Origin of the sequence: Bradyrhizobium oligotrophicum S58, from assembly GCF_000344805.1 — a bacterium.
GTDB lineage: Bacteria > Pseudomonadota > Alphaproteobacteria > Rhizobiales > Xanthobacteraceae > Bradyrhizobium > Bradyrhizobium oligotrophicum.
Genome location: NC_020453.1, coordinates 7,127,803 through 7,142,565, shown reverse-complemented (window position 1 = coordinate 7,142,565; position 14,763 = coordinate 7,127,803). Strand labels below are relative to the sequence as shown.

Sequence of the window (14,763 nt, the reverse complement as noted above, 5' to 3'; positions counted from 1 at the left end):
GCCGACGAACGGCTGGACTGCGGACGTGAAGTCGCAGCGTCCTGACACCCCGATGCTGGTGTCCCGCGCAAGGCGCGAAAGCGCGTTGTCGCGAACGGTGGCCAGAAAGCCGGGCACCGGGGAGACTGCGTATAAGCGTGAAACCGTCGCGCGGGGAATGCCGGAGTGTTCGGCTGAACCTGTGGTACCTGCCGCCTGCATTTTTTTCGCAGGCGGGCCATGGGTGAGGCCTTCACCCGGCATTCCCCGCGCCCTCCGTTTCATGAGGGTGTCCGTTGCAGCAGCTCGGGTGCTTCACCGCACCGCGAGGACGAACTCGCTTGATCTCGGTGATGGTGCATTTCCATCGAAGCGGCATCACGGTTCGCGCGGCATAGTTCCAGAATCCGAGACGAGCGCGTTTGCCCATTGAATTCAAAGCGAGCCTCTTTCGCTCGCGACCCGATCCCGATATGACGCCGCCTTCGTTGTGACTGGAAAAGCGCCATGACCAGGATTGATGCAATTGCCCGTGCCCGTCAGGCCCTGACCAGCGGTGATTTTCTGGCCGAGCTCGGCCGTCGGGTCGCCTACCGCACCGAGAGCCTCAATCCCGAGCGCAAGGATGAGCTCGCGGCCTACCTGACCGACGAGCTGACGCCGTCCCTGGCCGCCCTCGGCTTCTCCTCGGAGATCGTGCCTTCGCCGAGCGGCAAGTCGCCGTTCCTGATCGCGACCTATCATGAGAGCGACAGCGCCCCGACGGTGCTGAGCTATGGCCACGGCGACACCGTCGACGGCATGGCCGGCGAGTGGCGCGACGGGCGCGATCCCTGGGCGGTGACCCCGGCCGGCAACCGGCTCTATGGCCGCGGCACCGCCGACAACAAGGGCCAGCACAGCATCAACATGGCGGCGCTGCGCGCGGTGCGCGAGGCCCGTGGCGGCAAGCTCGGCTTCAATGCAAAATTCATCATCGAGATGGGCGAGGAGATCGGCTCGCCCGATCTTGCAGAGGTGGCCGATCTGCATCGCGAGGCGCTGAAGGCCGACGTCTTCATCGGCTCCGATGGTCCGCGGCTGTCGACCGCGCGCCCGACCATCTTTCTCGGCTGCCGCGGCGGCATCCGGCTGCATCTCGACGTCGCCTTGCGCGAAGGCGGCAATCACTCCGGCAATTGGGGTGGTGTGCTCGCCAATCCCGCAACCATCCTCGCCAATGCGATTGCCACGCTGGTCGACGGCCATGGCCGCATCAAGCTCGAGTCGCTGAAGCCGCCGCGCCTCACCAATGCGATCCGCGCCGTCCTCGCCGACGTGAAGGTCGAGCCGACCGCGGACGAGCCGGCGCTGTCGGACAATTGGGGCGAGGAGGGGCTGACGCCTGCCGAGCGGCTCTATGCCTGGAACACGCTCGAGGTGCTGGCGATCTCCTCCGGCAATATCGACAAGCCGGCGAATGCGATTCCGGGCCGCGCCCGCGCCGTGCTGCAACTGCGCTACGTCGTCGGCACCAAGGTCGACAGCATCGTCGCGGATGTGACAAACCACCTTGCAGCGAACGGCTTTCCGATGATCGAGGTCAGCATGGCGCAGAGCTTCATGGCCTCCCGCGCCGACATCGACAGCCCCTGGATCAAATGGGCTGCGGACTCCATCCGGATGAGCACCGGCAAGGCGCCGGCCGTGCTGCCGAACTTCGGCGGCTCGCTGCCCAATGACGTGTTTGCCGACGTGCTGAAGATGCCGACGATGTGGGTGCCGCACTCCTATCCCGGCTGCTCGCAGCACGCGCCGGACGAGCACATTCTGCTGGACGTCACGGAGGAGGCGCTCGGCCTGATGGCGGGGCTGTTCTGGGATCTGGGTGAGCTGCGGAAGCCGTTGTGAGGACGCTTGGGCCACGGTGAGCACACATCTTGCGGCTTGCTCGGTCTGCGCCTCTCCCCGCCTGCGGGGAGAGGTCGGATTGCATCGCAAGATGCAATCCCGGTGAGGGGGGACAGGTCTCACCACAAACGCTTCCCGTGCGTCTGCCCCTCACCCCAACCCTCTCCCCGTAAGAACGGGGAGAAGGAGCGCACTGCGACTGCGGTAACGGCTGGACTCAAAATGCGAGGTCGGGGGGCTCATCGCGGGGACGGGAACCGGAGGCACCATCTAATGAGCAGGCCGCGCGTCCCATTGAGACTTTCGTCTGGTCGCCGGACCCGTGCGGCCTTCGTAGTTTACCATCACGGCGTTCGGCGCGGCTGCGTCAGCCCGAATGTCTTGTCTAACGGGGCGCAGGGCAGGCAATTTGTCGCAAGCGTCCGAGAACTTCCCGCCGCGGGGCGGTCTATGGTGCCCGCGCCTGCCCGGCCGGCGATTGTCCGGGGCCGGGCAGGGGCATTTTGAGTTCGCTCTGGTTTATGCAAGCATCCGGCCATCAGCCGGATTGAGGAGATCAGTTATGAAGCAGTTTCGCCTATTCGGTCTTGCCGTTGCCGCCGCGCTCTGCGCCGGCCAGGTGCAGGCCGAGGACCTGACGGGGACCTTGAAGAACATCAAGGAGACCGGCGCCATCACGCTCGGCGTTCGCGATTCCTCGATTCCGTTCTCCTATCTCGACGACAGCCAGAAGCCGGTCGGCTTCGCCATCGACATCTGCATGGGCATCGTCGATGCCGTGAAGAAGGAGCTCAAGCTCGACAAGCTCGAGGTCAAGCTCAACCCGGTGACGTCGTCGACCCGTATCCCGTTGCTCGCCAACGGCACCATTGATCTCGAATGCGGCTCGACCACCAACAATGCCGAGCGCCAGAAGCAGATCTCCTTCACCAACACCCACTTCCTGACGGCGAGCCGCTACGTCACGAAGAAGGCGAGCAAGATCAACGCGATTGATGATCTCAAGGGCAAGACGGTCGTCTCGACCGCCGGCACCACCAACATCAAGCAGCTGACCGAGGCCAATGCCGCGCGCAATCTCGGTATCAACATCATCCCCGCCAAGGATCACGCCGAGGCCTTCCTGATGGTGGAGACCGATCGTGCCGTCGCCTTCGTCATGGACGACATTCTGCTGGCGAGCCTCGTCGCCGGCTCCAAGGATCCGGCCGCCTATGTCGTCTCCAAGGACGCGTTCTCGAAGCCGGAGCCCTACGGCATCATGCTGCGCAAGGACGATCCGCAGTTCAAGAAGGTCGTCGATGCCGCGACCGCCAAGATCTACACCAGCGGTGAAGGCGCCAAGCTGTACGACAAGTGGTTCATGCAGAAGATTCCGCCGAAGGGCCTGAACCTGAACACCCCGCTGTCGCCGGAGCTGAAGGCCGAGTTCGCCAAGCCGTCGGATTCGCCGGATCCGGATTCGTACAAGCCGTAAGGCTTTTCTTACCTCTCCCCGCTTGCGGGGAGAGGTCGGATCGCATCGTCAGATGCGATCCGGGTGAGGGGGTACAGGTCTCTCCACGGACACTACCCGTGCGTCTGCCCCTCACCCCACCCCCGCCCTCTCCCCGTGAAGAACGGGGCGAGGGAGCGCACCGCGAGTGCGGCGACGGCCGGGATCCAATTTGAAGTGAAAGCGGCAACACTGGCCTATTGATTGCATCAGCTGGACGAAATGAGCTTGATCCAAGGACCTCGATCATATCAGCTGCTCGCATCGGCCCGGACCGGCGCTAACTCTTTCTGGATGTCCCCGTGAACTACACCTGGAATTGGCACATCTTCCTGGAGCCGAACCCGACCGGGGCCGGCACCTATTTCGACATGCTGCTGGCGGGGCTGAAGGTCACGATCGTGACCTCGCTGACCGCCTGGGTGATCGCGCTGATCTTCGGCACCATCGTCGGCATCCTGCGCACCCTGCCGTCGAAGCTGGCGACCTGGATCGGCTTCGCCTATGTCGAATTCTTCCGCAACATGCCGCTGCTGGTGCAGCTGTTCCTATGGTTCTTCGTGCTGCCCGAGCTGCTGCCGCAATCGGCCGGCCTGTGGCTGAAACAGATGCCGAATGCGCCGTTCTATACGGCGGCCGTCGGCATCGGACTGTTCATGTCCGCCCGCGTCGCCGTGCAGCTCGCGGCCGGCGTCGGCTCGCTGCCGCGCGGCCAGAAGCTGGCGGCGACCGCGCTCGGCCTCACCACGTTGCAGGCCTACCGCTACGTGCTGCTGCCGATGGCCTTCCGCATCATCCTGCCGCCCTTGACGTCCGAATTTCTCAACACGGTCAAGAACAGCGCGGTCGCGATCACGATCGGCCTGATCGAGCTGACGGGCGCCGCCCGCGCCATGCAGGAGTTTTCGTTCCAGGTGTTCGAAGCGTTCAGCGCCGCCACGCTGATGTACCTCGTCATCAACGTCGTCGTGGTGATCGGCATGCGGCTCCTGGAGCGCGCCGTGGCGATCCCTGGCTACATCACGGGCAAATGAGATGCTGGCCAATTTCGATTTCGACGTCATCCGCCGCTCGCTAGCGTACCTCTTCATCGACGGCATGACCTTCACGCTGACCTTGACCGCGCTGGCGGCGACAGGCGGCCTCGTGTTCGGTACCATGATCGCGCTGATGCGGCTGTCGGGCTATCGCGTGATGGGCTGGATCGCCGGGCTCTATGTCGACTTCATGCGCTCGCTGCCGCTGGTGCTGGTGATCTTCTGGTTCTACTTCCTGGTGCCCTATATCGGGCAGTGGATCACCGGCTCGTCCCGCCCGATCAAGGTCGGCGCGTTCGCGTCCTCGCTGATCACCTTCATTCTGTTCGAGGCGGCCTATTTCTCCGAGATCATGCGCGCCGGCATCCAGTCGATCTCGCGCGGGCAGCCGGCGGCGGCCTCGGCGCTCGGCCTGACCTATGCGCAGACCATGCGCTACGTCGTGCTGCCGCAGGCGTTCCGCAACATGCTGCCGGTGCTGCTGACCCAGACCATCGTGTTGTTCCAGGATACGTCGCTGGTCTACGTGCTCTCGATCCCGGACTTCCTCGGCGCCGCCTCGAAGGTCGCGCAGCGCGACGGCCGCCTGGTCGAGATGTACCTGTTCGCAGCCCTGATCTACTTCACCATCTCCTGTGTCGCGTCCTACGGCGTCCGCCGCCTGCAGTCGCGCATCGCCATCATCAGGTAGTCGGCTCCATGATCGAAATCAGCCACGTCAACAAATGGTACAGCCCGAGCTTCCAGGTGCTGAAGGACTGCACCACCTCTGTCGCCAAGGGCGAGGTGGTGGTGGTCTGCGGTCCCTCCGGCTCCGGCAAGTCGACCCTGATCAAATGCGTCAACGCGCTGGAGCCGTTCCAGGATGGCGCGATCACGATCGACGGCCTCAAGGTCAACGATTCCAAGACCAACCTGCCGAAGCTGCGCTCGCGGGTCGGCATGGTGTTCCAGCACTTCGAGCTGTTTCCGCATTTGAAGATCATCGACAATCTCTGCCTCGCCCAGCAGAAGGTGCTGGGTCGCGGCCATGAGGAAGCGACCGCGAAGGGCATGAAGCTCCTGGACCGCGTCGGCCTCAAGGAGCAGGCGCAGAAGTTCCCGGCGCAGCTCTCCGGCGGCCAGCAGCAGCGCGTCGCGATCGCCCGCGCGCTCGCCATGGACCCGATCGCGATGCTGTTCGACGAGCCGACCTCGGCGCTCGATCCGGAGATGATCAGCGAGGTGCTCGACGTCATGGTCGATCTCGCCCGCGAGGGCATGACCATGATGGTCGTCACCCACGAGATGGGTTTTGCCAAGAAGGTCGCCCACCGCGTCATCTTCATGGATCGCGGCGAGATCGTCGAGGATGCGAAGAAGGAAGACTTCTTCGGCAAGCCGCGCAGCGAGCGCGCGCAGCAGTTTTTGTCGAAGATATTGTCGCATTAACAGCGTCGGTTTTCGAGCCATCGCATCGATGACGGTGCACTCCCTCTCCCCGTTCTTACGGGGAGAGGGTCGGGGTGAGGGGCAGCCGCACGGGGAGTGTCCGTGGAGAGACCTGTACCCCCTCACCCGGATTGCATCTGACGATGCAATCCGACCTCTCCCCGCAAGCGGGGAGAGGTAAGAGAGAGCGGTGTGCTCGTTGCACATCATGCAACTAACAGGAGATGTTGCCTTGGACCCCATTGCTTACGTCAACGGCGCCTTCGTGCCCCTGTCCGAGGCCAAGGTCTCGGTGCTCGATCGCGGCTTCCTGTTCGCCGACGGCATCTATGAGGTCGCAGCGGTGCTCGACGGCAAGCTGGTCGACAGCGCCCCGCATCTCGCACGCCTGGAGCGTTCGGTCGGCGAGATCGGGCTGGCCCTGCCGGAGAGCCTGGCGCGCATCGAGGAGCTGCAAAAGGAGCTGGTCGCGCGCAACCATCTCGACCAGGGCATGGTCTATCTGCAGGTCACGCGCGGCGCCGACACGAGCCGTGACTTTCCGTTTCCGAAGGGAGACGTCAAGCCGACGCTGGTGATGTTCGTCACGGCCAAGAACATCGTCGATGCGCCTTCGGCGAAGAGCGGGATCGCTGTGATCACGGTGCCCGACATCCGCTGGGAACGGCGCGACATCAAGAGCGTCGCGCTGCTGGCGCAGGTCCTGGCCAAGCAGGCGGCTGCGGCGGCCGGTGCCGCCGAGGCCTGGATGGTCGAGGATGGCCACGTCACCGAGGGCGGCTCGTCATCGGCGTTCATCCTGACCAAGGACGACGTCATCGTCACCAGGCCGAACTCGAACGCCATCCTGCCGGGCTGCACCCGCAAGGCGGTGGTGAAGCTCGCCGAGGAGCGCCAGCTCAAGGTCGAGGAGCGGCTGTTCACGGTGGACGAAGCGTTGGCCGCCAAGGAAGCCTTCATCACCAGCGCGAGCTCGTTCGTGCAGCCGGTGGTGTCGATCGACGGCAAGACGATTGGCGACGGCAAGCCGGGGCCGGTCGCGACGCGCTTGCGCGAGATCTATGTCGATTTTGCGCGCACCACCGCAGTGTGAGGCGCGGCCAAGCGACAGAGCAGTTGCAGCAACGAAACTCGTTTGCATTGTCCGGCGCTTTGCTATCGTGCCGCCGAACCAAACAAAAACAGGGAGGAGTTTCGATGCGTTATATGTCGGGTGTGCTTGCGGCCGGACTGATCGTTGCCGGCGCGGCGTTCAGCCTCGGGGCGGCATCGGCCGATGATGGCTGGGTTACTCTGGTCGACGCCACGACCAAGGCCGACTTCACCGAGGTCGGCAAGGCGAATTGGGAGATGAAAGACGGCGCGCTGTCGGCCGACAAGCTCGACGGCAAGGACCTGTCCTATCTGGTCACCAAGACCAGCTACAAGGATTTCCAGATCAAGGCCGAGTTCTGGGTCGACGACGCCGCCAACAGCGGCATCTTCATCCGCTGCGACCAGTCCGACAAGATCGACTCGAACATCTGCTACGAGGTCAACATCTTCGACAAGCGGCCCGATCCGAAATACGGTACCGGCGCGATCGTCGACGTCGCCAAGGTCGAGCCGATGCCGAAGGCCGGCGGCAAGTGGAACACCTATGAGATCACCGCCAAGGGCACGCGGCTGACGGTAATCCTCAACGGCGAGAAGACGGCCGATGTCGACGACAGCAAGCACGCGGCCGGCCCGATCGCCCTGCAATACGGCTCGGGCGTGGTGAAGTTCAGGAAGGTGCAGATCAAACCGCTGTAGTGGCCTTGGCTGTTGAAGCAGCCGTGCATTCCGGGCAGCGGCGCTGGCCGCGGCTCGCGCGGTAGAGGCTCTTGCAGTACCAATGGCGCGCCATCATCTGCAGGGGATGACGCGCCAGCCTGGCCAGCGTCACCAGTTCGAGCATGGCGGGCATTGCGGACTCCTCTACTTTCTACTTCCGACGAGATGGGGCGGCACTTCGATGACAGAAGTGCCGCCCCAGTCGCATCAGCCATGCAGCTTCTTTGCGGTCTCGGCGATGACGCGGCCCTGATAGCGCGCCCCCGCCAGCTCGTTCTCGCTCGGCTGCCGGCTGCCGTCGCCACCAGTGATGGTCGTGGCGCCGTAAGGAGAGCCGCCGGTCACCTCGTCGAGCTTCATCTGGCCGGCGAAGCCGTAGTTCAGGCCGACGATGGTCATGCCGAAATGCAGCAGGTTGGTGATGATCGAGAACAGCGTGGTCTCCTGGCCGCCATGCTGGGTCGCGGTCGAGGTGAAGGCGCCGCCGACCTTGCCGTGCAGCGCGCCCTTGGCCCAGAGGCCGCCGGCCTGGTCGAGGAAGTTGGCCATCTGCGAGGCCATGCGGCCGAAGCGGGTGCCGGTGCCGACGATGATCGCGTCGTAGTTCGCGAGCTCCTCGATCTTGGCGACCGGCGCGGCCTGGTCGAGCTTGTAGTAGGAGGCCTTGGCGACATCAGCGGGCACCAGCTCCGGCACGCGCTTGATGTCGACGGTGGCGCCGGCCTCACGGGCGCCTTCGGCAACCGCATTGGCCATCGCTTCGATGTGGCCGTAGGCGGAGTAGTAAAGAACGAGAACCTTGGTCATGGCAGTCTCCGTGGGAACAAGAGGAAAGGGGCAGGGCATCCCGGCCGTGTGAGCGGCCGTGGCCGTGAAAGCGAATTAGGCGGCGTCGACCAGCACCAACTCGGAATCCTCGAGCGCGGTGATCTTGAGCGTGGCCTCGTCGCGGATGGCGGCGCCGTCACGGGCGTTGACGCGGATGCCGTTGACTTCGATGCTGCCGGCCGCCGGCACGAGATAGATATGCCGGGCCTTGTCGGCACTGTATTCGGCGGTCTCGCCGGCCTTCAGCGTGGTGCCGAGCACGCGCGCCTTGGCGCGGATCGGCAGGGCGTCGCCGTCGTCGGCAAAGCCGCTGGCCAGCGTCACCAGCTTGCCGGAGCGGTCGGACTTCGGGAACGGCTTGGCACCCCAGGTCGGCTGGCCGCCATCAGTGGTCGGCTCGATCCAGATCTGGAAGATCCGCGTCGTGGTCGGCTCGAGATTGTACTCGGAGTGGCGGATGCCGCTGCCGGCGCTCATCACCTGGACGTCGCCGGCCTCGGTGCGGCCCTTGTTGCCGAGGCTGTCCTGATGCGTGATTGCACCCTCACGGACATAGGTGATGATTTCCATGTTCTGGTGCGGATGCGCCGGAAAACCGGTGTTCGGCGCGATCTCGTCGTCGTTCCAGACCCGCAGTGCGCCGTGGCTCATGTTGTTCGGGTCGTAGTAGCTCGCGAACGAGAAATGATGCTTGGCCTTCAACCAGCCGTGGTCGGCGCCGCCCAGCGCCGCAAAGGGCTTCAACTCGATCATGGGTCTGCTCCTGTTGTTGCAACGGTCGGCTGGGAGCCGCCGTGCTGTTGGGCTTTGAATAAGGGAGCGACCGGAGTATATAAATAGAAACTATTGAAACCTATTGTTTCCAAAAACGAGATTTGAGCTAATGGCGCGACTTCCGGACTTCGAGGCGATGGCGATCTTCGCCAAGGTGGTCGAGCTGCGCTCCTTCGCCGGCGCGGCCCAGGAGCTGAGCCTGTCCAAGGCGTCCGTCTCCAAGGCGGTGAGCCGACTGGAGGAGCGGCTGGGGACGCGACTGTTCAACCGCACCTCGCGCCGTCTGGCGCTGACCGACGCCGGCCAGCGCCTGTCGGAGCGCGCGACACAGTTGCTGGTCGATGGCGAGGCGGCGGAGACCGAGGCGCTGGCGCAGTCGCTGACACCGCGCGGACTGGTGCGCTTCGCCGTACCGATGACGTTCGGGGTCAAGAAGATCGCGCCGCTGCTGCCGGCCTTCCTGGAGCAGTATCCCGAGGTCTCGATCGACCTGCACATGAGCGATGCGACCGTCGATCTCATCGGCGAGGGTTTTGATCTCGCGCTGCGCATCGCGCGGCTGCCGGACTCATCGCTGGTTGCGCGCCGGCTCTGCGCGATGCCGCGCTACACGGTGGCGGCGCCGTCCTATCTGGAGCGCCATGGGCGGCCGACGCATCCGATGCATCTGGCCGAGCATAAATGCTTCGGCTACGCTTATCTCTCGACTGCCGGCGTCTGGCACTACACCAACGCGGCCGGCGAGCAGGCGAGCGTGCGCCCCGCGGGGCAGCTGCGCGTCAACAATGGCGAGGCGCTGCTCCCGGCGGTGCTCGCAGGGCTCGGCATCGCCGACCTGCCGGACTTCATTGTCGCCGACGCGATCGCGTCAGGCGAGGTCGAAGTTGTGCTGAAGGGCTGGAGCCAGCCCGAAGGCGCGATGCATCTGGTGATGCCGCCTGGTGGCCCGCGGCCCGCGCGGGTCGAGGTGCTGACAGAGTTTCTGGTCAAGGAACTGGCGAAAGGGAAAAAGGGGCGGTCGAACTAATTACGTCGTTGCAGTGCAATCTTCCTCAGCGGAACCCGCGCAGTCAAATCTCGCTTTGCCCGCGCGCAATTCTTCGCGCTAGGATCACGCGACAAGAAGACTTTCCTGGGAGACTCCCGATGGACCGCCGTGGGTTCCTGCGGACCGCCGCCGCGTTGCCGCTGATGCAGAGCCTGCTGCCGGGTCTCGCCGCCGCGGAGGATGTCTACCCCAGCCGCAACATCACGATGATCGTGCCGTTCCCCGCCGGCGGCCAGGCCGATCTCGCGGCACGGCCGGTCGCCGCTGCGCTGGAGCGAATTCTCGGCAAGCCCGTCATCGTCGACAACCGCGCGGGCGGTGGCGGCGGCTCGGTCGGCAACGCGCAGGCGGCGCGTGCGACGCCCGACGGCTATACGTTGCTGATGACGCTGTCGTCGCTGGCCGTGCTGCCGGAGGCCGACCGGCTGTTCGAGCGCACGGTCGCCTACGAAGTGTCGCAGTTCGCGCCGATCGCGCGGGTGCTGGCGGATCCGACCTTGCTCGCCGTGCCGGCGTCCGCGCCGTGGCGGACGCTGAAGGATTTCATCGACGACGCGCGCAGGCGTCCGGGCGAGATCCCGTATGGCTCGTCGGGGCCGTATGGGACGCTCCACGTCGCCATGGAGATGTTTGCATCGAGCGCGGGGATCAGGCTGCTTCATGTCCCTTTTCGCGGGGCCGGCCCGGCGCTGACTTCGTTGCTCGGCGGCACCGTGCAAGCGATGGCCGGCGCGCCCGGCACGCTGAAGCCCCAGGTCGAGGATGGCAGACTGCGCGTGCTCGCCAATTGGGGAGCGGAACGCATCCCGAGCTTCCCCGGGGTGCCGACCTTCATCGAACTCGGCTACCGGGACGTCGAGATGTATATCTGGGCAGGGCTGTTCGGGCAGCGCGAATTGCCGGCACCGGTCATGACACGATTGCGCGGGGCGATGGCGCAGGCGGCAGCAAGCCCGGAGGTCGTGAAGACATTCTCAGCCGTCGGCAGCGCCGTCGCCTATCAGGATGCGCCGGAATTCGCCAAGTTCATGGATCGCGACAGCGCGAGACTGATTGCGGCGGTGAAGCGTATCGGCCGGGTGGAGTAGCCGCTACTTCGCGATCTCGCAGACGTCGACCCATTCCGCGGATGTTAGCTCGGCCATCCGGTCCGGCGTGATCTTGACCGCGCTGTGGGTCGAGCCTGCGGCGGGCACGACGATGTCGAAGGCTTTCAGCGAGACGTCGCAATAGACCGGGAGCGGTGCTTTCAGCCCGAACGGGCAGACGCCGCCGACCTCGTGTCCGGTGATGTCGGCGACCTCGTCGAGCCCTAACATCTTGGGCTTGCCGCCGAACAGCGCCTTGACCTTCTTGTTGTCCATGCGGGCGTTGCCGGCCGCGACGATCAGGATCACGCGCTCGCCGACGCGCAGCGAGAGCGTCTTGGCGATCCGCGCTGGCTCCACGCCAAAGGCTTCCGCCGCGAGCGCCACGGTCGCGGAGCTCTGGCTGGAGACGAGGACGTCGATGTCGGGAGCTTTTTCGGCGAAGAAGGCGCGTACGGATTCAAGGCTCATGCGTGGTGACGATCTCAGGCAATTCGGACAGCGCAGCAATACGATAATCGGGCGCAAAACCCAACTCGTCCATCTGCGTGCGGAGCGCCTTGAACAAAGTGAGCGGCGCCACGAGGTCGGTCTCGAGGCAGGCCGCGGCCATCGCCTCAGGGCTGACGCGCTCGATCCAGGCGACGTTGAGGCCGAATGCCTTTGCGCCGCAGACGTCCCAAGGATTTGAGGAGACGAACAGGACTTCGCTCGGCGCAAGTCCGAGCGTCTCCTCGATCAACGCGTACGCTTGTGGGCTTGGCTTGAAGATCTTTCGGGCATCGACGCTGATGACTGCGTCGAGCAGCGTGTCGAAGCCGCTGGCTTTGGCCAGGCCGTCGAGCATCGCAGGGCTGCCATTGGAAAGGATCGCGAGTCGACGATCCTTCATTGCGGCGAGCGCGGCCCGCGCGTCGGGGTAGGGATCGAGATCGAGATATTTGGCGATGATGCGGTCGAGCGTGGCCGCATCCGTTCGCAGTCCGAGAACGCGCAGCGTGTAGACCAGGGAGTCATGGGTGACGACGGCAAAGTCCTCGTAGCGCTGCATCAGCGAGCGCAGCCAGGTGTATTCGAGCTGTTTGATGCGCCAGAGTTGCGTGATGATGTCACCGTGGCCCGGGAAGGCCTGCTCGGTGACGGCTGCGACGGATTGGACGTCGTACAAAGTGCCATACGCATCGAAGACCACGGCTTTGAAGGGCACGGCGCTCACCTGATCAAAAAGAAACAGGCGCGATGGCTGATGGCCACCGCGCCTGCGGATGATAGCACGATCCCGGCCAAGACGAGCCTCGGCCGTCGGACGAAGTCAGATCCCGAGCAGCTTGCGCGCGTTGGCTTTCAGGACCTTCGGGCGGATCTCGTCGCGGATGTCGAGCTTGGCGAAGTCGGCGAGCCAGCGATCCGGCGTGATCACAGGCCAGTCCGAGCCGAACAGCATCTTGTCCTGCAGGATCGAGTTGATGTAGCGCACCAGGATCGGCGGGAAGTATTTCGGCGACCAGCCGGAGAGGTCGATGTAGACGTTCGGCTTGTGGGTCGCGACCGACAGCGCCTCCTCCTGCCAGGGGAAGGAGGGGTGGGCGAGGATGATCTTGAGGTCGGGGAAGTCGGCCGCGACGTCGTCCATGTACATCGGGTTGGAATATTTCAGCCGCATCCCCATGCCGCCCGGCATGCCCGAGCCGACGCCGGTCTGACCGGTGTGGAACAGCGCAATCGCGCCGCCGTCATTGATCGCCTCGTACAGCGGATAGGCCAGTCGATCATTGGCGTAGAAGCCCTGCATGGTCGGGTGGAACTTGAAGCCGCGGACGCCATACTCCTCGATCAGCCTGCGCGCCTCCCGGACGCCGAGCTTGCCCTTGTGTGGATCGATGCTGACAAAAGGGATCAATACATCGAGATGCTCGGAAGCGATCTCGAGCATCTCTTCGTTCTTGTAGCGGCGGAAGCCGGTCTCGCGCTCGGCGTCGACCGGGAAGATCACGGCCGCAATGTTCTTGGAGCGATAATAGGCCGCGGTCTCCGGCACGGTCGGCGGGTGCTTGTGCGGCGACTTGAAGTAGTCGGCCATCTGCGCCTGGAAATCGTCATAGCCGTCGTCGGCATGCATGCCGCACGGCTCCTCGGCATGGGTGTGGATGTCGATGGCGACGACGTTGTCGATCTCAGGCAGAGCGAGCTTGGGCATGGGCGTTCCCGGCGGTTGGTTTCTGGCTTTGTAAAATTGATTATACGATATAACAAATTTGGCAATCGGCAATTGGTCCGGCGGTTGGGTTCCTGCCTCCGGCGCCAGGCCCTGTTGAAGTCCGCGCCACAATCGTTGACATCCGTTGGGCTGGTGGTTAGAAACCGGCCGCTCCGGGCGGCTTCGTCGCTTGCGGAATTCCAATTCTATTTGCCACTTCCGGCCTGTCCAACACGGCCTTTCAACGTATCAGGATGTCCCATGAAGGTCCGTAACTCGCTGAAGTCGCTGCGTGGCCGCCATCGCGCCAACCGTCTGGTTCGCCGCAAGGGCCGTGTCTACGTGATCAACAAGGTCCAGCGCCGCTTCAAGGCGCGCCAGGGCTGATCCGGGCTCGGGTCGCCGACAGCTCTGCTCACAGGTCTTTGACGCGCCTGCTGCTTTGCAGGAGGCCTGCACTGCGTCTAGACTTCGTCCATGGCAAAGCGATCTTCCTGGGCGATTCTGCTCGCCGCCGTCGTCATTTCCATACCGCACCTTGCGTACGCGCAGGGTGAACCGCGTGCGGCCGCCAAGCCGAAGCTGCCCGAGGCGCCTTCGAAGCTGCCCAAGGTTGGCGCCGACAAGACCAAGGGCCTCGATTTCCTGTTTGGGGCTCTCAAGGCTGCCCCCGACGACATCAGCGCCAAGCATGTGGAGGCGCGGATCTGGGCGATCTGGCTGCAGACCCCCAGCGACACCGTCGCGCTCCTGATGTCGCGCTCGAAGGCCGCGATGGATGCGAAGCAGAACGAGGTCGCGCTCAAGCTGCTCGATTCGGTCATCAAGCTCCGGCCCGATTACGTCGAAGCCTGGAACCGTCGCGCCACCCTCTATTACCTCCAGAACGATTACGGGCGCTCGCTCGCCGACATCCAGCAGGTCCTGCTGCGGGAGCCGCGGCACTTCGGCGCGCTGGCGGGTCTCGGCATGATCATGCAGGACCTGGGCGAGGAGAAGCGGGCGCTGGATGCGTTCCGCAAGGCGCTCGACGTCAATCCGCATCTGGAAAAGGTGCCGGAGCTGGTCAAGACGCTGACCGAGAAGGTCGAGGGCCGCGACATCTGAGCCTTCACAGCGCGTTAACCATGCTGCGACGGTCCTCCTTGCCGGCCCATCCGCGCGCCCCCAATTGCCGTTTG

The 14,763-nt window shown here is 64.4% G+C and carries 17 protein-coding genes; 11 read left to right on the top strand and 6 right to left on the bottom strand.

Annotated features, from left to right (window positions below; translation table 11 throughout):
• The first annotated feature begins 486 nt into the window (after nucleotides 1-486).
• From S58_RS31050 to S58_RS31020, 7 genes are all read left to right on the top strand, one after another.
• The gene (locus S58_RS31050) at nucleotides 487-1,869 is read left to right on the top strand and encodes a M20 family metallopeptidase (protein ID WP_015669396.1); all 1,383 of its coding nucleotides are present in this window, start codon (nucleotides 487-489) and stop codon (nucleotides 1,867-1,869) included.
• Between the two features lie 562 nt (nucleotides 1,870-2,431).
• Nucleotides 2,432-3,346, top strand: a complete 915-nt coding sequence (locus tag S58_RS31045) for an amino acid ABC transporter substrate-binding protein (protein ID WP_015669395.1) — start codon at nucleotides 2,432-2,434, stop codon at nucleotides 3,344-3,346.
• A 320-nt stretch (nucleotides 3,347-3,666) separates the two neighbouring features.
• Complete coding sequence (locus S58_RS31040; protein WP_015669394.1) at nucleotides 3,667-4,398, top strand: amino acid ABC transporter permease; 732 nt, start codon at nucleotides 3,667-3,669, stop codon at nucleotides 4,396-4,398.
• 1 nt (nucleotide 4,399) lies between these two features.
• On the top strand, nucleotides 4,400-5,092 hold the full coding sequence (locus S58_RS31035) for an amino acid ABC transporter permease (RefSeq protein WP_015669393.1): 693 nt from the start codon (nucleotides 4,400-4,402) through the stop codon (nucleotides 5,090-5,092).
• Nucleotides 5,093-5,100: 8 nt separating this feature from the next.
• On the top strand, nucleotides 5,101-5,832 hold the full coding sequence (locus S58_RS31030) for an amino acid ABC transporter ATP-binding protein (RefSeq protein ID WP_015669392.1): 732 nt from the start codon (nucleotides 5,101-5,103) through the stop codon (nucleotides 5,830-5,832).
• Nucleotides 5,833-6,064: 232 nt separating this feature from the next.
• Nucleotides 6,065-6,925, top strand: a complete 861-nt coding sequence (locus S58_RS31025) for a D-amino-acid transaminase (protein ID WP_015669391.1) — start codon at nucleotides 6,065-6,067, stop codon at nucleotides 6,923-6,925.
• 104 nt (nucleotides 6,926-7,029) lie between these two features.
• Nucleotides 7,030-7,626, top strand: a complete 597-nt coding sequence (locus S58_RS31020; RefSeq protein WP_015669390.1) for a 3-keto-disaccharide hydrolase — start codon at nucleotides 7,030-7,032, stop codon at nucleotides 7,624-7,626.
• Here S58_RS31020 and S58_RS38740 read toward each other — a convergent pair.
• The 3 genes from S58_RS38740 to S58_RS31010 form a co-directional block, all read right to left on the bottom strand.
• The gene (locus S58_RS38740) at nucleotides 7,613-7,780 is read right to left on the bottom strand and encodes a hypothetical protein (protein ID WP_015669389.1); all 168 of its coding nucleotides are present in this window, start codon (nucleotides 7,778-7,780) and stop codon (nucleotides 7,613-7,615) included. The two genes, S58_RS31020 and S58_RS38740, sit on opposite strands and share 14 nt — an antisense overlap.
• Nucleotides 7,781-7,854: 74 nt before the next feature.
• On the bottom strand, nucleotides 7,855-8,454 hold the full coding sequence (gene wrbA / locus S58_RS31015) for an NAD(P)H:quinone oxidoreductase (protein WP_015669388.1): 600 nt from the start codon (nucleotides 8,452-8,454) through the stop codon (nucleotides 7,855-7,857).
• Between the two features lie 75 nt (nucleotides 8,455-8,529).
• A complete protein-coding gene (locus S58_RS31010; RefSeq protein WP_015669387.1) occupies nucleotides 8,530-9,228 on the bottom strand; it encodes a pirin family protein in 699 nt (232 codons plus the stop codon).
• A gap of 130 nt (nucleotides 9,229-9,358) precedes the next feature.
• Between S58_RS31010 and S58_RS31005 the strand changes: the two genes are divergently transcribed.
• Both S58_RS31005 and S58_RS31000 read left to right on the top strand, forming a co-directional pair.
• A complete protein-coding gene (locus S58_RS31005; protein ID WP_015669386.1) occupies nucleotides 9,359-10,276 on the top strand; it encodes a LysR family transcriptional regulator in 918 nt (305 codons plus the stop codon).
• Nucleotides 10,277-10,395: 119 nt separating this feature from the next.
• Entirely contained in the window at nucleotides 10,396-11,385 is a 990-nt protein-coding gene (locus S58_RS31000; protein ID WP_015669385.1) for a Bug family tripartite tricarboxylate transporter substrate binding protein, read from the top strand.
• Between the two features lie 3 nt (nucleotides 11,386-11,388).
• On the opposite strand, the gene S58_RS30995 is transcribed toward S58_RS31000, so the two are convergent.
• The 3 genes from S58_RS30995 to S58_RS30985 all read right to left on the bottom strand — a co-directional run bounded on the left by S58_RS30995 (nucleotide 11,389) and on the right by S58_RS30985 (nucleotide 13,582).
• Nucleotides 11,389-11,856, bottom strand: coding sequence for a YbaK/EbsC family protein (locus tag S58_RS30995; protein ID WP_015669384.1), 468 nt, complete (start codon nucleotides 11,854-11,856; stop codon nucleotides 11,389-11,391).
• A complete protein-coding gene (locus S58_RS30990) occupies nucleotides 11,846-12,592 on the bottom strand; it encodes a haloacid dehalogenase type II (protein ID WP_015669383.1) in 747 nt (248 codons plus the stop codon). The genes S58_RS30995 and S58_RS30990 overlap by 11 nt, the downstream gene beginning before the upstream one ends.
• Nucleotides 12,593-12,697: 105 nt before the next feature.
• Nucleotides 12,698-13,582: a 4-hydroxyphenyl-beta-ketoacyl-CoA hydrolase gene (locus S58_RS30985; RefSeq protein ID WP_015669382.1), complete on the bottom strand. Its 885-nt coding sequence runs from the start codon at nucleotides 13,580-13,582 to the stop codon at nucleotides 12,698-12,700.
• 261 nt (nucleotides 13,583-13,843) lie between these two features.
• On the opposite strand from S58_RS30985, the gene ykgO reads away from it, so the two are divergent.
• Both ykgO and S58_RS30975 read left to right on the top strand, forming a co-directional pair.
• Nucleotides 13,844-13,969: a type B 50S ribosomal protein L36 gene (gene ykgO, locus S58_RS30980; protein ID WP_006611362.1), complete on the top strand. Its 126-nt coding sequence runs from the start codon at nucleotides 13,844-13,846 to the stop codon at nucleotides 13,967-13,969.
• A gap of 90 nt (nucleotides 13,970-14,059) precedes the next feature.
• A complete protein-coding gene (locus S58_RS30975) occupies nucleotides 14,060-14,689 on the top strand; it encodes a tetratricopeptide repeat protein (protein WP_015669381.1) in 630 nt (209 codons plus the stop codon).
• Nucleotides 14,690-14,763: the final 74 nt, after the last annotated feature.